This is a genomic window from Kitasatospora sp. NPDC098663, from assembly GCF_044760075.1.
Lineage (GTDB): Bacteria > Actinomycetota > Actinomycetes > Streptomycetales > Streptomycetaceae > Kitasatospora.
This window is the reverse complement of the sequence record NZ_JBIWAP010000061.1, coordinates 1-17,923: the sequence shown is the minus strand read 5'-3', so window position 1 is coordinate 17,923 and position 17,923 is coordinate 1. Positions and strand designations below refer to the sequence as shown.

The following is a 17,923-nucleotide window of genomic DNA, read 5'->3' as shown; positions in this document are numbered from 1 at the left end:
CGGCCTCCGGGATGAAGAAAGCACCCCGGAGGCCGACCGCACCCGAGGGCGCGCTGCGGGCCGGCCTCGCCGCCGACCCGCCCCCATCCTCCCGCACCGCGAACCACCCACGAACCCGATCCGGAAGGACCCACCCCGTTGTTCGCCATCGAGCGCGACACCCAGATCGCCGCCCACCGCACGGTCCTCCACGAACGCAGCGAGACCCTCGCCAACGTCCCCGCTGGCTCCCGCCCCCACGCCCGGCTGCTCGCCGAGTGCGAGTCGATCAGCGACGAGATCGAGCGGCTCAAGGGCTGCATCGACATCCCGCGCTCCGTCCTCGCGGTCGTGCCCGTGCTCCTGGTCGTCCTAGTCCTCGCGCTCATCCGCTGACCGGGCGATCGGCCTCGCCCCCGAACCGCGCCGCCCGCCCGGCAATCCAGCCCGGTGGGCGGCGCGCTCCGGGGACGGGGCCGGCCGCCCGGCCGACACCACCACACCGAGGAGAACCCCGCGTGACCCAGGCCGATCTCGTCTACGCCGCCACTCTGAACCTGCTCGGCTCCGACCCCGCCCTGCCGCCCGCGCTCGAAGCGTCCGTCACGGTTCTGCGCGACCTCGCCACCGCCTCCCACACGCCGCCCGCCCCCGCCCGCCGTCCCCTCGCGCAGCGGCTGCGTGCCCGACTCGCCAAGCTGCCCCGCCGCCTGCGCATCGGCCGCTGGGAGGTGATGGCCGGCCCGTACGACCTGTTCATCGACCGCATCCCCGAGCCCGGCTGCACCACCTGCCAGGACCACCGCGGCTGGTACCTCGAAGACGGCTGGGAGCACTGCGACTGCATGACCCACTTCTCGTCCTGGCGCCTGCCCTGGCGCCCCAGCCCGACCCGCCACTACAGCGACGAACCGCCTTTCTAACAGCCACCGAAGGGACCCCACGCGATGACCACCACCCAGACCACCTGGCCCGACGACGTCCTCGCCCGCTACCTCACCGCCGGCCAGGCCACCGTCGACATCACCCTCGACACCACCACCAGCGGCCGCTGCGACACCGGCCACTGCACCCGATCCTGGGACGCCCTCGACGGCCACCCCACCTACGAGATCACCCTCCGAGCCTCCTGCACCGCCACCGGCTGCGCCGACCCCTACGGCCCCACCGACACCCTCGACACCTGCACCCAGCAAAGGGCCGCCGACCTCGCACTCCTCGGCATCCCGCGCCGACTGCGCACCTGGGCCCAGCACCACGCCGCCGAGTGCCGCGCGATGCTCCGCACCGGCAACTGACGTCCCGTCGAAGGGACACCGCGATGCAGCCCACCACCCAGCCCCACACCACCCCCGCCCCGGCCAAGCCGCTCCCCGGCACCTACGTCCTCTACCGCGACGCCGACCGCTACCTCACCGGCAACCCCGACCACACCCAGGTCTGCAAGGTCCTGTCCTACGGCCAGCAGCAGCCCGACCGCTCCACCATCGAGGTCCTGGCCACCGGAGAGGTCCTCCACCTCGCCCCCATCGCATACATGCGCGAGCTCCACCCGGCCGAGCTGATGCACGACATCGACACCGCCCCGCTGGACACCCTCGGCGACGGCCGGCTGATGACCGCCGCCGGCGCCTGGCTCGCCCTCCGCCACCACCAGGCCGCCACCGAACCGACCACCAAGGCACTCCCGCCCGCCCACAGCTGACACCCCGCCCGGCTGCTGCGCCGACCCGCTCGGCGCAGCAGCCGGCCCCGGCCCCACCACCACCGATCCGAAAGGCACCCGCCCGTGACCCTCACCTTCGCTCCCGGCTCCGTCGTCGTCCTGGTCGGCGGGTCCGGTGCCGGGAAGACCACGCTCGCCCTCCGCCGCTGGCCGGCCACCTGGCGCCTGAGCCTGGACGACTTCCGCGCCATGGCAACCGACACCGAGGCCGACCAGTCCGCGACCCCGGTCGCCGACCAGGTCCAGACGCTGTTGCTGGACGCCCGGCTCTCCCGCTCGCTCACGACCGTGGTGGACAGCACCGCACTCCTGCCTCACGTCAGGGCGGGCCTGCTCGCCCGCGCCCGCTACTGGCAGCGCCCCTGCGTCGCGGTGCTGTTCGACGTCTCCCTGGAACGCCGCCGCACGCAGAACTCGAACCGGGAGCGCGTCGTCCCGGAGCACGTCCTGGTCGACCAGGAACGCCTGGTGCCCACCGCGGAGCAGCTGCTTGCCGAGGGCTTCCTCCACGTCGACCACGTCAGGGCCGCCAGCCCGGCCTACCTCGAACCGGCCCACAGCCACTGACCGCCAGGGAGGAGAGAGCGTGCGCGCATCCGATCTCGACCCCACCGGTGAGCTCCACGGCGGCCTGCCCACCTACCCCTGGCGCTGGAACCCATCCCCGGACCTGATGACCCGCCGCCAACTGCGCGCAGTCGGCCTGCGGCCCGGCGGCCAGGAACCCGCCGCGCAGGTGATCACCCGAAACGGCCTCCGCTTCGGGTACCTGTACCGCCGCTCCCTCGCCCTGCCGGTCCGGCCGATGACCCCGGCCCGCTGGCAGGCCCACCAGCGCATGATGCTCGCCCGCCGCACCTGCCCGCTGTGCCGCGCCGTCGCCGAGCACTGCGTCCCGACCTCCCTCGGCTGCTGCCTGGAATGCGCCGACGGCCTCGCCCTGACCGAGCTCGAACAGCTCCTCACCCTCGCCCGCACCGCAGCCGTCCCGGCCTGACCGCCGCCCGGTTCGCCGCCGCCCGCCGCCGACCCCGCCGCCACGGTGCCCACCGGCCCGTCCCCGCCAGACCCTCCGGCGAGGACCGGCCAGCGCCTGCCGCGGCCGCCCGGCCGACACCAACCCCAACCCCAAAGACAAGGACACCGCCGTGAACTTCTTCCTCCGCCGCTCCCCCGCCCCGGCCGCTCCCCCGCAGCAGCCCGACCCGTGGACCCCCGAGGGACTGCTCGTCCGGGTCCGCTACGCCAACCTCGTCGGCGCCCAGGTGCTCCTCTACACCCGAGCCCTGTCCGACGGGCAGGCGTCCAGCGACCACGGCGTCCACTGCCTCGGCTGCACCCGCACCTGGACCATGACCGACAACACCTACCCCCGCCCGCTCGACTTCGAGAGGGGAAGCGAGCGGGCCGCCGAACACGCCGGCGAGTGCCGCGCGCTGCCCGGCCCGATCCCCACCCGCCCCGACGACGAGACCGCCGTCGGCATGCTCACCCACCGCATCGCCCGCAGCCAGCAGGCCGACTTCGAGTTCAGCCTGCACACCACCGAGTTCGCCGCCGATCGCGTGCTCCTCCAGCGCACGGACGGCTGGATCTACGAGCAGTTCCCCGTCATCGCCGAACAGCGCCCCGACCTGCTGGCCGTCACCACCGACACCACGTCGGCCGGCACCACCCACGTCTACCACCAGGTCCAGCGGCGCGCGAACACCCGCACCCAGGTCGCCGCGAGCTGACCCACCTCGATGACCGACCAGCCCACCTACCCGCGCCGCGGCCTGCTCGCCGCCCTGCGCGACCTCCTCACCCGGCGGCCCGCCCGAACCGCACCGCCGACCCCGACCACCGACAACCAGGACGACTGGGGCGACGACCCCACCGGCGCCTGGTCCCCGGAACCGCCCGCCGACCAGAGCACCCCGTGACCCACGACCCGGACCCGGCGATCGACCGGGAGCTCCAGGGCCACGCCCTGGACGCGCAACAACTCGCCGACGCCGCCCGGCACTACGCCGGCGCCCTGAGCCGCGGCGCGCGTACCGAGGACGCCGACCGCCTGGCCTCCCTCGCCGCCCGCCTGTGCCACCAGGCCCACCGCATCGACGGCATGCGGGAGATCACCCGCCGTCAGGCCACGGCCTGACCGACCGCCGTCCAGGCCCGGCCCACCCACCTCGGCAGGCCGGGCCTCCACTTCCCGGAGGCCCCGATGACGCGCGCCGCACCCGGCCCGCACCCCCACCCGCTCACCCCGGCCGACCTGCCGCCCGGCACCGCCTGGTGGAGCTCCTGCCCCAACTGCCGCTCCCCGATCCAGGGCGGCCCACTCGGCCTCACCGCCCACCGCCGAACCGCCCACCGCCCCGACCCGGGCGACCGGCGCATCCCGATCACCATCCGACTCGACCACTGAGGAGAACCCACCCGCGTGACCGTCATCCCCCTCAACCCCGACTCCCCCGCCTCACACGCCGTCGGCCTCGACTTCGACCTCACACTCGTCCGGCACGATCAGGGCTGGCAGGACGGCCGGATCTACGGCGACCCGATCCCCGGCGCCCTCGAAGCCCTGCACACCCTCCAGACCCGACGATCCGTCTTCGTCTACACAGCGCGCAGCCGAGAACACCACCCCGCCATCGCGGCCTGGCTGACCCACCACGGCATCGACGCCATCGTCAACGACAACCCCGACCTCGCCTACTGGACCGGCCACCAAGTCCTCGTCACCAACCTGAAACTCGGCGCCGCGCTCTACATCGACGACCGGGCCCTGCACTTCACCGGCAACTGGGACACCGCCCTTCCCGAAGCGCTGCGCCGTATCGGCGAGCCGGCCACTTCGCCGACGCGGCCCTCGGCCACCAGTGACCCCACCCCGCCGGTGACGCCCGGGTACTGACACCGCGCACCACCGCGCCCCACCAACCGAGCCAGCCAGGCCCGGACGGCGGGGAACGGTCGGGGACGACGCCCGTACCGCCCGCTGGTGGAAGCACGACGAGCTGCCGCCGCTGGCGTTCGACCACGCCGCCATCCTCGCCACGGCCCTCCGAGGCGAGCCGGCCGACACCGACCCCACCGGCACCACGGCCTGACCGGGCACTGACGCTGCCCACCACCGCGCCCGCCGTCCCGCTGCCACCCAGGCCGGGACGACGGGCGCCGCGGCCCGGTTGCCCTGCACGCCCCTCGCACCCTCGCCCGCGACGGCCAGGCCGACCCGCTCGTCCGTGCCGTCCTCGCCCGGCCCGGCGCCCCCGCGCTGACGACCGGCGCCCTCGTCGCCACCGCCAGCATCACCGACTGCTGCCGCCCCTGGGGCCTGCCCGGCTCGGCCGGGGCCGGTCACCCACCCCGAAGGAGAGCCCCGCTTGTGACGACCATCCAGAACCCCGCCCCCGCTCCGGCAGCCGACCGCGTTGAGGAGAACACCGTCGAGGCGCTGGCCCACGTGATCGGGGAGGTCGCCCGCACCGACAGCAAGGCTGGTCTGCTCCTCGGCCTGGACGGCGTCCTCACGGCTGCCGTCGCCATCCTCGCCCAGGCCTTGGGCGCCAGCCTGCTCGTCATCACCCCGGCCGCCGCCCTCCTGCTCGCCGCCACCCTCCTCGCCGTCCTCGTCGTCCGCCCCCGCATCAACAACCGCGACCGCAGCTCTTACGCCCACTGGGCCACCCGCGACCTCACCGAACTGCGTGCTGAACTCATCCCCGACCGCCGCCTGGACCGCCTTCGCGTCCTCTCCGGCCTCTGTCACCGCAAGATGCGGCTGCTCCGATATGCCTCCGACTTCACCGTCGCCGCGCTGGTCGCCCTTGCCGCGGCCGCCCTCATCACCGCCGCCTGAACCTCGCCACGACGAAGGCCCGCACCCCAGCTTGGGTTCTAACGGTTCTCGCAACACCTGCGATCTGTGGGAGTTGCGAGGACCGTTAGAACCCAAGCTGGGGTGCGGGCCTTCGTCGTTCTATCCGATGCCGCCGGCATGCTGGCGGCATCGGGCTACCTACTGGACCCGGGCCAAGAGCCGCTCGGCAACGGCATGGAGCGCCTCAGACGCCAGATGATCAGCGAGAGCATCGGCCATGCGCGCCGGCCCGCCGGCTAGCCGGACCAGCTCCCGTACGGCATCGCCGACCAGCCGCTCTCCCTCATCGGCACGCTCGGCAGCGCCTTCGGAGCGGGGTTCCGGCAGAGCAGCCCCGTCGACGACATCGGGATTAACCGCGGCAAGTGCCGAGGGCGCTCCGGCCGTGGGGGCCGCAGCGGGACGACTCAGGTCCGTCTGTGCCGGATTAACCGCGGTAAATTCGGCGCCCGCGGGTGTCTGCGTGGAGGCTGGCATCTTGGAAGCCTGGCGGGCGGCAGTCTTCTTCGCGGTGTCTTCGACCGCAAGCCGATCCAGCTGGTGCAGCTGCTGCTCGGCAGACATCTCCTCGATGCCCTTGACCGACCCGAGCCGACGTGCCACGCGGATCGAGAGGCCTGTCTCCCCGCCGGTACGGGCGTGTGAACGAACCAGAGCCTGGACCTCAGGATGCAGTTTGAGGAGACTCCGCCGCTGCGAGATCCACGCCCCAGTCCAGCCCTCCGCCTCGGCGGCCTCCTTGGCGGTCGGGTACTCCGAGACGATCGCCACGACCGCCTTGGCCTCCTCGATGGGGTCGAGGTCACGGCGTTCGACGTTCTCGTCGTACGCGGCGCGGCGCAGGGCCGCGCGGGAGCGTGCGACGCTGTCATTGACCGCGCACGCGAGTTGCTCGCGCCCGTACTGCACGGCGGCGGCATGACGCCGGCACCCGTTTACCACGACGTAGTCGTACCCGCGGAGCGCCTCGGTCTCCTCGGGGTATAGAGCCAGGTAGGCGGCCCTGGTGACGACCAGGAGGCTCTGTCGCTGGATCTCCTGGATCGAGCTGAGGTCGGAGAGGTCGCCCACTTCGTCGCGTGGGTTGTGCGGGTTGGGGATGAGGCGCGACGCCTTGACGTGGATCAGGCGGTCCGCCTTCTCCGGCCTTTCGGTTTCCTCGGCGCTCTCGGTGTCGGGCGGCGGGGTCCCCAGGAGATCGGAGACGTTGACGCGCCGGGCCATCAGGAGTTCCTCTCACGGGTACGCGCGATGCGCAGCTGCATCTCAAGCGCAAGGTTGCTGAAGTCGGCCTGGCACTCCTGAGCGGTGCGGCTCTTTGCGTACTGGGTCACGACCTGGCCGAGTGCGGCCGCTTTCGAGTGGAGCTTGTAGTGGCGGATCACGGTGTTTGCCAGCGGCCAGCCGTTGTTCCGTACGTACTTCTTGGTGTCGTCCCTGTCTCCTTCGCCGTCCCGGGGGTCCCAGTTGGAGACGACGACGGTGAAGGGGATGCCACGGGGCTTGATGACCTGCTCGATCGTGTCCCTGGTGGGAGGCCACCCCAGAGACTCGGTCTCGATGGGGACGAGGACATGGTCCGCGTTGTCGAGAGCCGCGCGGATCGAATCCGCGACGCGTCCCTCACCGAGCGGATCTCCTGAGTTCTCATCCCGAGCCTCAGGCGGAGTCCACCCCGGGGTGTCGACGATCACGATGTCGACGGCGGTGGCCTCGCGTAGACGCTTCAGGTCGTCCAGATCGTCGTAGGCCTCGGCGAAAATGAAGGGGAGGTCGTCACCGACTCGCTCAGCCCACCAGGCGCTGGACCCCTGAGGGTCCAGCGACACTGCGGCCACCGGCGCGAGAAGTCCATCCTGCTGCGCGCCCTTGTCAGGCGTGAGGACTGCCGCAGTCGTCGCGGCCAAGTTCACCGTGATTGTGGATTTGCCGATGCCGCCCTTGCGATTGAGGACGACGATGACAGTTGCCATGTTCTTCTTCCTTGATCCGTCGACTTCCCAGGCGTCAACCTGGTACTTCGGACTCCGTTGACTTCCCGGAGCCATCCCGGTACTTCGGACCGGACAAGCATCTCAGACGCTGACGAAACGGCAGAACCACCCCACCCGAAGGCCTGGCCCCCTACGATTAACCGCGGTTAATTCCTCGGATCGGGCCTGAAACCGACGACGACTCAGGGAGAGCGACACGTGTCGTGGCGAGATGCGGTACAGCCGGCGCTACGGGTGATGTTGCAAGGGGAGGCCTACCCGGACCCGTACCTGGAACTGCTGCGCGTCGGGGTGGAGCACCGGGAGGTCGCCGAGGCCATCGTCGTGACGCTGGTGATGGACGGGGCGCTCGTCACGGGGACCGTGATCTCGGCCGCAGAGTGGGAGGACCTGTACGTCCGTCAGATCGGGGAGGCCGATTACTACGGACTGCGGAAGGTCGTGCGGGAGGTGCTCGGGCACCTGGACCAGGCCGCAGAGGACGGGCGCCGCCGCCGATCCCCCGACCCGCGCTTCCTGCACCTGAAGGACGTCACCGTCCGCTTAGGCCGCACCGCCCGGAAGCTGCCGGCCTGGCGCGGGTTGATCGCGGCGGTCAGCGGTTGGAGCTTGGGCGAGCCGGACGAGCGCTGAGAGCGCGTCGCCTGCACGCCCGGCAGGGAACGGACGCCGCGCGGGCTGCCCCGGGGGCAGCCGTCAGCCGTGGCGGTCGAAGCCTGGCGGCACTTGGAGGGGCTGGTAGCCGGGCAGGTGGACGGTGGGCGGGTACGCAGGCGGGGGCGGGACGTGGGCCAGCCGGACTGGGGAGTCAGCGGGTGCGGCCGGGGCGAGGAGATAGTCGTCGTCGGACCCGACGCTTTGGTCGACCGCCCGCACTCCTTCCAGGCCGGGCCGCGCCGTAGCGCTCGTTGGGTCGGTGCCGGATGCCGCCGGGACGGGGTTGGCGGCGGCCATCGGAGTTGCCACAGCACGGGGGTGCTCGGCTGGGACCGGGGTCGGTTCGGCTTGCCTGGCCGTCTGGTGTGAGGCCGGCGTCGCGGGGGAGAGCCCGCCGACCGGAGCGGGCGCTGCCGGCAGCGGCGGCTGGTGGCGTTCCCGGTAGAGCTTGGAGGCCTCCGAGCGGCGGTGGTTCCACCGGCCGGCCTGAGAGCGCTCCAGGGCGAGCATCAGGTCGTTGGCAGCGGAGAGTGTGAAGACGCCGCGGGTGCGGGTGAGTTCCTGGAAGGCGACCGGGGCCAGACCCCAGCGGGAGGCGTCCGAGGTGGGCACGGGGTGGCTGATCCGCCAGTCGTGGCGCCAGTCCCGTCGCCAGTCGCGGAAGTCCCAGTCCTCTCCGGCCCGATGTTCGTGCGTGATGTCGTGCACGCCGTAGGGGACGAGGACCTGCTGGCCGTCGAGGAAGTAGACCCGGCCCCCCGAGGCGATGACGGCCAGCTGCTGCGCGGTCGGCGCGATGGTCGCGTGCTTGGTCTTCGGCTGGCCGCGCGGCGCGACCGGCAGGTCGGCCAGCCGGGCCGCGTGGAGCACGTCGTGCGTCCAGAACCACACGTGCCGGGCGCCGACGCCGTAGCGCGCCCGTACGGTGCGGATCCGCTCCTGCACCTCCTCCACATCGACCGGGCGGCGCGGCCGCTCCACCACCAGGGCACCCTGGCCGTCCAGCCCGCCCGGCACCACGACCGCCGGCGGCAGCACGACCGCCGGCTGCTCGCCGTCGTCGTACAGCCCGGCCGGGTACTCCAGCACGCACGTCATCCCAGGCCACGCACGCGTGATCCGCTGCCGGAACTCGATGACGACCCGGTCATCGATCGCCAGCTGCTCGCGCACCGCCGGTGACGCGGAGCAGTCCGCACCGGCCTTGTGGGAGAAGTGCGGCGAGTTCACCGCACCGGGCTTCGCGCTGCGCAGGACCAGCCGCTCCCGGCAGGCCCGGCACCTGTACCGGCCGCCGGCCTCACCGGGTTCCAGCCCGGCGACGCCCAGCGAGAGGTCGACCCACCTCTTCGTCACCTGGTCGTACACCCACGGGGCCGACGTCTCATCACCCATGCAACGGATCATGCCGCGCGGAGGACGCCGCGTCTGGCGTTTTCTGCACCTGGACCCGCCCGGATGAACGGGCGTCGGGGCCTCGTGGGCCTTGGCGCTGCTGTCCACGGCCGTCGACGGGGCGGGGAAGGTGTGGAGACCGAGGTGGTCTTCCCGGTCGTAGGCCGGTGCGGAGGGGAGGACCATGATCCTTCGTCAGTTCGTCGAATTCTTGGTGCGGCGCAGTGAACCCACGCCCTACGGTGAGCGGATGACCGTTCCGTGGACCCCGCTCACCCACCGCGAGGGAGCCCCCGTGCCGCTGCGTGAGGACGTTCCGTCGTCCTTGGAGACGCCGTTGCGTGAGTGGCTGCATAGTGCTGTCCGGCGCCGAGGCGGCGGCGCGTGGCGGCGTGTCGCGGTGCGCTGCGACCTCGTGCTGGAGGGGGACGACGAGAGCGACTACAGCGCCATCGGCTACAGCGAGCGCCTCGCCTACTGGACGCCTGCGGAGCGGCTGCTCGAAGCTGTCGATGCCCTGCTCGACCTGCTCCCGGTCGAGGCCACTGCGGATGGGTTCCCGATCCTCATGCCGCCGCGGCTTTCCCCGCTGGACACGCTGGCTGGTATGCCGAAGCGCGTGGACCGGCGGGATCTGCAGGTGCTCCTCGACGACGCCCGCTCCCGGTACACGATCCGCGACGACGGCAAGGCCCTGGTGACCCGCGTCGACATCGGTGTGGAGCATGCCGTGCGCGATGCGATCGAGAGCGGGAGGCGTCCGGAGCGCGGGTCGGCGTCCGAGCACCTTCAGGAGGCGTTCGCCCGGGTCACCGCGGTGACGCCGGACCCGGTGGTGGCCTACAGCGAGGCGATCAAGGCGGTGGAGTGCGCGGCGCAAGCCACGTTGCAGCCGGCCCATGGGCGGGCGACGCTGGGCACGATGCTCGGCGAGCTGCCCAAGCTGAAGGACAGGCTGGTCTTTGAGATCGAGGGTAGGGACCCGCAGGACGGCATCGAGATGGTGAGATCGATGATGTCGCTGCTGTGGGGCGGCCAGACCAGCCGTCACGGCAAGCAGCACCCGACCGACCGGGAGACGGTGGCGGAGGCCACTGCGGCGGTGCATATTGCAGCGGTTCTCGTCCAGTTCTTCTCCACCGGGGCGATCCGCCGCACGTAGCTTGCGGAGGCGCGGACACGGCTGGCGAAGTCGCACCTCGGGTGGAGAGCGGAGCCCGGTGACCGAGCGGGAAAGCTGTCCAGCCTTCTCCTTTTGCTCTCGCCGACGGGCTTCGACGGCTCGTGCTGTTCCTTGCGGGCAACGTGTGTCTACCGCTCGCGCCGGGTCGACACCCGGACAGGGTGACCGCTTCGGGGCGTCCGGGGCGGGGCGGGGGAACGCCCTGGGGGTGCGGCCGGGTGCGCCCCTGCCGGGACCCGGAGGCGGGGTCTGGGGGTCGGCCGCCCAGTTTATTCGAGAGTTGAACTCGAACATCTAGTTCGACCATTGAGTTATTCACTACTTGAATGCTGTACTGCCGGTTGGACGTAGAGGCGCCGGGGCCGCCCATGCGCCCGATGTGGCCACCCGTGCCCTAAATCGGAACATGCTGATCCGAAAATCTTTACCCTCACGCCTTGAACATTTCCCATGTCCGACCGAAATGCTGATCCCAGACGCGCTCCGTGACCGCTCTGACCGGCTGTCACCGAGGCGAGCATCCATCGAGAAGTGAAGGATCAGCACGTGACGACCCCTCTCCCCGCCCGGTTGGTGACCGGCCTCGCCATCGGGCACCCCGAAGACCTTCTCGCCATGGCCGCAGACGCGGACGCGGGTGCCGCCCCATGTGCGGTGCCCGCCTCGGCGCCGGCGGCCCGGCGGCCGCGCCCACTACGAACCGCGGCCTTCGGATCCCCGGCGCTGGGACTGGGCCGGCGACACCCCTTGATACCGCCCGGAGCAATCCGGGCGGCACCCCGGCAACCGACTGCGGACACTGGACAGGCCGGTCCGCACCCGAACCCCCGAGCGGGTAGCGGACCGGCCTGTGCTGCTACCGGAAGCGCACCACGATCTCGACCTGCCCCACCGTCAGAGTCAGAGCCGGGAGAAGGTGCGAACCCAGCGCGGCGAGCAGGAGGGCGGTGACCCACGAATGCCGTGTCGGCCTGGCGCGCCGTCCGCGCACCGGCCGTGCTGGCAGCCCGCTGTCGGCATCCGGAGCCTGCCCACCGGGGCTGGGGGTCTGGGACCGGTTGTTCTCGTTCATGACGTGTTCCTCTCGCGTCGTACAGGATGGACACGGCCCCGGGGCCGGCGCGTATTGGTGGCGCTGGCGGAGTTCTGCGGGGTCCGACGGCCGTGGACCGTAGACGGGTGAGAGGGCCAGTCAAGGGGCGCCCGGGAGCGGATTCGCCCCCGGGAAGACCGGGCAGACGCGAGGGCTGAAACCGGCGGAGCCTACACGCCCCTGTCGGCCAGTCAACCTGCACCGAGCCGATCCCCTGCTCAGCCCGTGCTTTCCTGCCGCGGACTGGCGCAGTTGTGGGGGCGGGCCTCCAGGCTTTCGCAGGGCCCCAGCGCCTTACTACCTGATGAACGGACAGCCGCTTTGTCGGACCCCACGCGTACCCTGGGCTGAAGCATCAGAGCCAGGAGACCAAGTGGCCCGCAACAACTCCATTGACATGCGTGCGATCGAGAAGCACGTCAAGGAGATCGCCAAGAGCTACGAGCGCGCAGCCCGGCGAAACCCGATCCGCGTACCAGTTCAGACGGAGACATCGGCCGAAGGCGGCGTCGTAGCCAGCCATGACACCAGCGACGGTGACCCGGTGCTGGCCCGGCTCCTGATGTGGCTGGACGACCGGACCCGGGAAAACCCCTCGCACCTCTTCAGACTGGGCTGCTTCATCGAAGAATTCCAGCTCCACGATGAGGACCCAGAAGCACTCGCTTTCGAGTTGGAACAGCGTGACCTCGCCGTGGTCTCACGTAACCCCTACACCGGTACGCCGCCCGACGTCCATCTCACCGATGCGGGCCGCGCCGCGATTCACCGCCTGAAGAAGCTGCGGCACGACCGCGCCGCCCGGATCCGCTACACCATGGACGCCTTCCACCGGTGGCTGTTCGACACCACCGAGGACCAGGGCCCCACCGACCCTGTGCTGTTCCTCGGCACATCCACGGCCTACTTCGCCGGGACCGAGATCACCGAGACCGAACTGCACGAAGCCCTCACCCACCTGGCCCGGCACAAACTGATCGAGTGCCCCAACCCCGCCACCGTCACCACCACACCTCAGGGCATCCGTTGCGCCCTGGCCGGAGGAAGCGTGCAGGACCACATCAACCAGCCCCGACTCGGCCCCACGTACAACAACTACATGCCGAACGCCAAGGGCGTCATCATCGGCGAGCAGCAGAACTTCACCCAGAACAACACCGACGGCGTCGACCCGACGCTGTTCGCCCAGCTCGCCGGATACATCGGCCAGGTCAGCGCAACCCTAGGCATGTCCGACATTGACCGTGCGGAGCTGGACCGCATCGCTCAGGACCTCCACGCCGAAGCATCCTCCGCGCACCCCGAGCCAGGGCGGCTGCGTCAGATCGCCACCCAGGCCAAGGACAAGCTTCTGGAGGCCGGCACCACCATCGCGGCCACGATCGGCGTACAGATGGCCGAGCAGGCCATCACCGCGCTAACCCAGTAGATCTCCCAGAACACCGCAGACCCAGCGGGAGTAGCTCCGAGAGCGGAAGAAGTCGGGGCCGCCACTCTCGCGGGTGGCGGCCCCCGACTTGGCACCCACCGCGAGGCAAGAACACACCGACGTTGGCTGTGCCAGAGCGGCCTGCTACGCCCACTCGACTCCGTGGTTGGCGAGTTGCGCGAACTGGCCCGGTGTCAGCTTCGCTCGGCGAACCGGGCGAGCGCGGCGACGCCCTGCTGGAACCGGTCCGCGCGGGAGACCTTCGGCCGGGCCGCGGCGGCCGCCCGCGCGGCGGCCAGCTCCTGGCCCTCCTCGATACCGATCGCCGCCAGCAGGTCCCGCTGGTCCTCCTCCAGGCCCGGCCAGCCGGCCCGCTGCGCCCGCACCCAGCGGCCGAGGGGCTCGCCTTCGAAGTCGTCGTCGGGCAGCTGCGCCCAGTCGACGCGGCCTTCGGCGAGCACGCGCACAAACGGCTCGCCCGGGGCGGTATCGACCCGGCAGACTAGTTCGCTGTGAGATCCCCCGATCGGGTGCTGCCCGACATCCGTGGGCTGGAAGAGCTGGAAGGCGCAGTCCTCGACGAAGCCGCCTCGCTCGCCTCAGCCCTCCGCCGGTGCCTCATGCTGGGCGGCTACGCGCGCCATCAGGAACTGCGGGCCTGGGCCCTGAAAGAACTCGATGGGTACCGAGCAGATGAAGAACTTCCCGAGTTCCGAAAGCTGCCGGCCGCGCTGGAAGTCAGCATCGACCTCTACCGCCCCGGGCAGATGTTGACGGGCAGCCGCCGCCGTATCAGTGTGAACCAGCTGCCCCAGGCAGCACGCGAACGCGGCGTCGGCGAGTCAGCGCCGATCCGGCTGGGCGTCAAGGAGATCGAGGACCTCATCGCCCGGTCGGAGCGCGGGATCATCCATCTCAGCCCACCCGGCGGTGCGGAGTTCGCGCTGATCATGTCGCAGCAGCAGAGCGAATTCGGCAACGACGGCACCGATATCACTGGCCTCTACTGGCAGGTCTCGGTGACCAGCCTTCAGGGCCTGCTTGACCGTATCCGTACCCGGTTGACCCGGTTTGTCGCAGAAGTGAGAGCCTCCATGCCGCCTGGACAACAGAACCCGAATCCTCAGCAGATCGAGCGCGCCGCGCAACAGGCGCTCCACGTCACGGCAGGGGACGGCTCCCCGGTCAGCATCGTGAACACCACCGCGGACCGGGGAGCCACTGCCACCACCCAGACAAACGAGCCGCAGCCGCAGCCCTTCTTCCAGCGGACGGCCGTCATCTGGACCGCCATTGGCTCGATTGCCGCCGTGGCCGCGGCGGTCATTGCCTGGATCGCGCTCAAATAGACGGACAGCCGCAACGCCGGAAGGCCGTCACCCAGCAGGGTGACGGCCTCCAGTGCTTTCTCAGGGCCTCCGCAGCGTACCGCCGGGCAAATGGGACACCGGGCCTGGCCTGGGCGGGCCTACCAGGCCACGCCCAGGGCCTCCAGCTGCCCGAGCTGCTCGGCGCTGAGCTTGTCCCGGCGGGCCTTCTGGTTGTTGAGCCAGGTCCCCAGCGACGTCCCGTCTTCCTTGTGGGTGCGCGGGACCCGGGCGTGCCCCTCGCGCTCGACGAAGGCCGCCAACGCCGCCAGACCCTGAGCGAACCGGTCAACCCGCGACACCTTCGGCTTCGCCGCGGCGGCCGCCCGCGCGGCGGCCAGCTCCTGGTCCTCCTCGATGCCGATCGCCGTCAGCAGGTCCTGCTGTTCCTGGTCGAGCGCGGCGAAGCCGGCCCGCTGCGCCTGTACCCACCGGCCGAGGGGCTCGCCCTCAAAGACGACGTCGTCGGGCAGCTGTGCCCAGTCGACGCGGCCGTCGGCCTCGATCCACCAGCGGCGGGCGGCAGAGTAGGTGCGCTGCCAGGTGATCGGCCAGGCGGGGCACCACCAGGGGTCGATCTCCTCCAGTTGCCGGCGGCGGTGCGCGGGGAGCGCCCCGGCCTGGCCGTCGGGGACCTGGGCGGCGGCCCGCAGCCCGGCGAGCCAGGTGCCGACCGGGTAGCCGCCGATCGACGCCCTGGCGGGCGCAGCCAGCGAGCCGCCGTGCCCCTTCGCCCAGACCCGTGCCCAGTCCAGGCCGGCCTCGAACCGCGCGTCCGGCACCGACCACACCATGCCGAGGCCGTCGAGCATGTCGACCCGGTGTGGCGCCAGATCACCCGCCGCATACTCCACCCGCCGGTCCGACAGCCATTTCCCGAGCGGGAACTTTCCCTCCTTTCCGGCCATCTCCGAATAGGGCACTTCGAGATTCCCGAATTCCTGATGCCACGCCCTGGCGTGCGCGATCCCCTCACGCCAGTACTGCCCCTCGCCGGTCAACACCCTGGTCCGCACGAAAAGCGCCAGAGAATCCGGGTCCTTCGGCGTCAGGAACCGCACCGGCAGCCTGAACGACGGCGCCCCGTCCGGCCCCGAGAGCCCGGGCGGCCGCACCGCCTCGGCGCTGCGCCCGCTGGTGCGGTGGCCGCTGTGCTGGGGGACGGCGAGGTTCTCGACGACCTTGGCGTCGTGGGCCCGCAGCGAGGTGAGGATCTTGACCAGGGGCGCGTAGGAGTCCGACTCCAGGAAATTGTCGGGCTCCTCGTCCTCCTTGAGGAAGACGGTCACGAGAAGGGACGCGACCTTATCCGGATTGTCAGGGTCGAGGCGGACGGCCCGGCCGATCCGCTGAATGGTCTGGACCATGGACCCGTGGCCCTGGAGGAGCACGCCGTCCGCGCTCGGGATATCGACTCCCTCGCCCAGGACGACGCAATTCGAGAGGACCGCGTGCTGAAGTCCTTCATTCTCTGCCGTCCCGAAGCCGCCGATGACCTCCTGCCGAAAATCCGTCGGGTGCTCCCCGGAAATCCACTGCGCCCAGAACTCATCCGGATACTTCTTCGGGTCCTCGTCGTGGAGGCGTTCCACGGTCTGGTTCAGCGTCTCGGAGAAATACCGGGCCTCGATGGTACGGGTATGGAAGGTGATGACCCGCCGAAGTTTCCGCTCCGCCATGGTCTTCACCAGGGCGGCCTGCATCGCGGCGACGCGCTCGGGGTGGACCTGGTCGTCCTCCTCGTCTTCGCCCACCCCCGGCCCGTACGGCAGGGGCTGACGCCGCGCCGCCTCACGGTGCCTCACCGGGTCCCGCAGCTCCAGCACCACGATCTCGAACGGCGCCAGCAGCCCCTGGTCCACCGAGGCCTGGAGCCCCAGGTCGAACACGCACTCCCCGTAGATCCCGGTGTCGTCCATGGAACAGAGCAGCCCCTCCTCCAGCGGCTGGTAGGCACCCTCACGCCGCCGCACCGACCTTGGCGGCGCCCACACCCGCGGCGTCGCCGTCATGTACAGCCGGCGCACCGCCGGGATCGCCCCCTGGTCGTGCACCACCGTCCACGTCTTCTCCACCGACCCCGACGACCGGTGCGCCTCGTCGCACAGCAGCAGGTCCAGCGGGGGCACGGGTCCGCCGAGCAGGGCGGGGTCGACCTGGTAGGCGTCCTGGACGGCACCGGTGGAGGCGTAGGTGGCGAACAGCGTGACAGGCCGGCGCCTGCGGGCGGCGCCGGCGATCCAGGAGGCGATCTGCACGGGGTTCGTCGAGCGGCCCACGCCGTAGGGCAGCTCGCCGGCCTCCAGCGAGCACACCGCGTACATCTCGCCCGAACGGCCGGCCCTGCGCCACGACCCGATCATCTGCAGCAGCAGATCGAGGGTCGGCACCACCACCAGGACGGAGCCCCGAGGCGCGATCCGCTGCCCGGCCACCGCCCCGACGTAGCTCTTCCCGGTGCCCGTGGCCATCTTCACGTTCACCCGCAGCCCTGCCGGCACCTCGACCCCCGGCCGCGGCGACAGGCCCCGCACGATGGCCTCCAGGGCCTCCTCCTGGTGCCCCCGCAACGTGACCTCCTCGGGCTCCTGAGCCTCAGCCAGGAAAGTCTCCACGCTCACAGAAAGGTCTCCCCTCGAATGCCCCGGGCCGCACCCGGGATCTGGCAGGAAATGCTGACGACGCGTTTCTGATACAACCGCCGAACGAGCCTTTTGATGCCGGTTCGGACCGAAATTCAAGTCCATTAGCGAGTGGGTCCTGCGTAGCCTATAAGGTCCCGTGCGAGAATTTCCGGGAATCCTTGAATCGGCGAGTCCGGACCCCGTGTCCGGCAGGATCACCTGACAGGCTAAGACTGATACACCGGCACCGCTGCTTACCCTCCGAGCGTAGCGCATCCCCGCCCTGGACGGGGCCCGAATCGTGGTCTAGACCGGGGTCCAGGCCAATCTGACGGGAGTGAAGCCGACCCGCACGCGCCCCCGACGGTGCCACCCCCTCCCCTAGTCAGCCTGTCGTGAGATCAGCTATTTTCCCTGAACAGCTGGTTGACCGAGGCTCAGCCCCTCGGCGCCATGGAGCGAAGCGGAGTGGTGCCGGCCCGAGCGCGAAGCGCCGGGCCCACCCGGGCGAAGCCCGGGTGCGGACACGCGGAGCGGGTCCGCCGATCGCCGGAACGGCGATCGCGAACGGAGGGCCGAAGGCCCGTAGGGACCCGCTCCGCGGG

General features: G+C 70.9%; 22 protein-coding genes. 16 read left to right on the top strand and 6 right to left on the bottom strand.

Features of this window, described 5'->3' with window-relative positions:
* The first annotated feature begins 138 nt into the window (after positions 1–138).
* The 12 genes from ACIQVZ_RS38225 (at position 139) to ACIQVZ_RS38170 (ending at position 5,555) form a co-directional block, all read left to right on the top strand.
* Positions 139–375 (top strand): hypothetical protein, encoded by a 237-nt coding sequence (locus ACIQVZ_RS38225; RefSeq protein WP_402456652.1) that lies wholly within the window; start codon positions 139–141, stop codon positions 373–375.
* Between the two features lie 122 nt (positions 376–497).
* The gene (locus tag ACIQVZ_RS38220; protein WP_402456651.1) at positions 498–902 is read left to right on the top strand and encodes a hypothetical protein; all 405 of its coding nucleotides are present in this window, start codon (positions 498–500) and stop codon (positions 900–902) included.
* Between the two features lie 24 nt (positions 903–926).
* Positions 927–1,277, top strand: coding sequence for a hypothetical protein (locus ACIQVZ_RS38215; RefSeq protein WP_402456649.1), 351 nt, complete (start codon positions 927–929; stop codon positions 1,275–1,277).
* Positions 1,278–1,300: 23 nt separating this feature from the next.
* Complete coding sequence (locus ACIQVZ_RS38210; RefSeq protein WP_402456647.1) at positions 1,301–1,684, top strand: hypothetical protein; 384 nt, start codon at positions 1,301–1,303, stop codon at positions 1,682–1,684.
* A gap of 84 nt (positions 1,685–1,768) precedes the next feature.
* A complete protein-coding gene (locus tag ACIQVZ_RS38205; protein WP_402456646.1) occupies positions 1,769–2,272 on the top strand; it encodes an AAA family ATPase in 504 nt (167 codons plus the stop codon).
* Between the two features lie 19 nt (positions 2,273–2,291).
* Positions 2,292–2,702, top strand: coding sequence for an RRQRL motif-containing zinc-binding protein (locus ACIQVZ_RS38200; RefSeq protein ID WP_402456644.1), 411 nt, complete (start codon positions 2,292–2,294; stop codon positions 2,700–2,702).
* A gap of 151 nt (positions 2,703–2,853) precedes the next feature.
* Positions 2,854–3,441, top strand: a complete 588-nt coding sequence (locus tag ACIQVZ_RS38195) for a hypothetical protein (protein WP_402456642.1) — start codon at positions 2,854–2,856, stop codon at positions 3,439–3,441.
* Positions 3,442–3,450: 9 nt separating this feature from the next.
* On the top strand, positions 3,451–3,630 hold the full coding sequence (locus ACIQVZ_RS38190; protein WP_402456640.1) for a hypothetical protein: 180 nt from the start codon (positions 3,451–3,453) through the stop codon (positions 3,628–3,630).
* Positions 3,627–3,848: a hypothetical protein gene (locus ACIQVZ_RS38185; RefSeq protein ID WP_402456638.1), complete on the top strand. Its 222-nt coding sequence runs from the start codon at positions 3,627–3,629 to the stop codon at positions 3,846–3,848. Before ACIQVZ_RS38190 ends, ACIQVZ_RS38185 begins: the two co-directional genes overlap by 4 nt.
* A 66-nt stretch (positions 3,849–3,914) precedes the next feature.
* Complete coding sequence (locus ACIQVZ_RS38180) at positions 3,915–4,118, top strand: hypothetical protein (protein WP_402456637.1); 204 nt, start codon at positions 3,915–3,917, stop codon at positions 4,116–4,118.
* A gap of 15 nt (positions 4,119–4,133) precedes the next feature.
* Complete coding sequence (locus tag ACIQVZ_RS38175; RefSeq protein ID WP_402456635.1) at positions 4,134–4,607, top strand: hypothetical protein; 474 nt, start codon at positions 4,134–4,136, stop codon at positions 4,605–4,607.
* Positions 4,608–5,081: 474 nt separating this feature from the next.
* On the top strand, positions 5,082–5,555 hold the full coding sequence (locus tag ACIQVZ_RS38170; RefSeq protein ID WP_402456634.1) for a Pycsar system effector family protein: 474 nt from the start codon (positions 5,082–5,084) through the stop codon (positions 5,553–5,555).
* A 159-nt stretch (positions 5,556–5,714) separates the two neighbouring features.
* On the opposite strand, the gene ACIQVZ_RS38165 is transcribed toward ACIQVZ_RS38170, so the two are convergent.
* Positions 5,715–6,800, bottom strand: a complete 1,086-nt coding sequence (locus ACIQVZ_RS38165) for a ParB/RepB/Spo0J family partition protein (protein WP_402456632.1) — start codon at positions 6,798–6,800, stop codon at positions 5,715–5,717.
* Positions 6,800–7,549, bottom strand: coding sequence for a ParA family protein (locus ACIQVZ_RS38160; RefSeq protein ID WP_402456631.1), 750 nt, complete (start codon positions 7,547–7,549; stop codon positions 6,800–6,802). Before ACIQVZ_RS38160 ends, ACIQVZ_RS38165 begins: the two co-directional genes overlap by 1 nt.
* A gap of 258 nt (positions 7,550–7,807) precedes the next feature.
* Here ACIQVZ_RS38160 and ACIQVZ_RS38155 point away from each other — a divergent pair, with 258 nt between their 5' ends.
* The gene (locus ACIQVZ_RS38155) at positions 7,808–8,203 is read left to right on the top strand and encodes a hypothetical protein (RefSeq protein ID WP_402456630.1); all 396 of its coding nucleotides are present in this window, start codon (positions 7,808–7,810) and stop codon (positions 8,201–8,203) included.
* Between the two features lie 63 nt (positions 8,204–8,266).
* Here ACIQVZ_RS38155 and ACIQVZ_RS38150 read toward each other — a convergent pair whose 3' ends face one another.
* Positions 8,267–9,622, bottom strand: coding sequence for a hypothetical protein (locus ACIQVZ_RS38150; RefSeq protein WP_402456628.1), 1,356 nt, complete (start codon positions 9,620–9,622; stop codon positions 8,267–8,269).
* A gap of 184 nt (positions 9,623–9,806) precedes the next feature.
* On the opposite strand from ACIQVZ_RS38150, the gene ACIQVZ_RS38145 reads away from it, so the two are divergent.
* Positions 9,807–10,784: a hypothetical protein gene (locus ACIQVZ_RS38145; RefSeq protein WP_402456627.1), complete on the top strand. Its 978-nt coding sequence runs from the start codon at positions 9,807–9,809 to the stop codon at positions 10,782–10,784.
* 877 nt (positions 10,785–11,661) lie between these two features.
* On the opposite strand, the gene ACIQVZ_RS38140 is transcribed toward ACIQVZ_RS38145, so the two are convergent.
* Positions 11,662–11,877: a hypothetical protein gene (locus tag ACIQVZ_RS38140; RefSeq protein WP_402456625.1), complete on the bottom strand. Its 216-nt coding sequence runs from the start codon at positions 11,875–11,877 to the stop codon at positions 11,662–11,664.
* A 394-nt stretch (positions 11,878–12,271) separates the two neighbouring features.
* Between ACIQVZ_RS38140 and ACIQVZ_RS38135 the strand changes: the two genes are divergently transcribed.
* Entirely contained in the window at positions 12,272–13,327 is a 1,056-nt protein-coding gene (locus ACIQVZ_RS38135; RefSeq protein ID WP_402456623.1) for a hypothetical protein, read from the top strand.
* A 194-nt stretch (positions 13,328–13,521) separates the two neighbouring features.
* Here the strand turns inward: ACIQVZ_RS38135 and ACIQVZ_RS38130 are convergent, their stop codons facing one another.
* Complete coding sequence (locus ACIQVZ_RS38130) at positions 13,522–13,788, bottom strand: helicase associated domain-containing protein (RefSeq protein ID WP_402456621.1); 267 nt, start codon at positions 13,786–13,788, stop codon at positions 13,522–13,524.
* Between the two features lie 69 nt (positions 13,789–13,857).
* On the opposite strand from ACIQVZ_RS38130, the gene ACIQVZ_RS38125 reads away from it, so the two are divergent.
* Positions 13,858–14,676 carry a hypothetical protein gene (locus ACIQVZ_RS38125; RefSeq protein WP_402456619.1) on the top strand — a complete coding sequence of 273 codons (819 nt, stop codon included), beginning with the start codon at positions 13,858–13,860 and terminating at the stop codon, positions 14,674–14,676.
* Positions 14,677–14,795: 119 nt separating this feature from the next.
* Here the strand turns inward: ACIQVZ_RS38125 and ACIQVZ_RS38120 are convergent, their stop codons facing one another.
* Positions 14,796–17,315 (bottom strand): Helicase associated domain protein, encoded by a 2,520-nt coding sequence (locus ACIQVZ_RS38120; RefSeq protein WP_402456618.1) that lies wholly within the window; start codon positions 17,313–17,315, stop codon positions 14,796–14,798.
* Positions 17,316–17,923 lie beyond the last annotated feature (608 nt).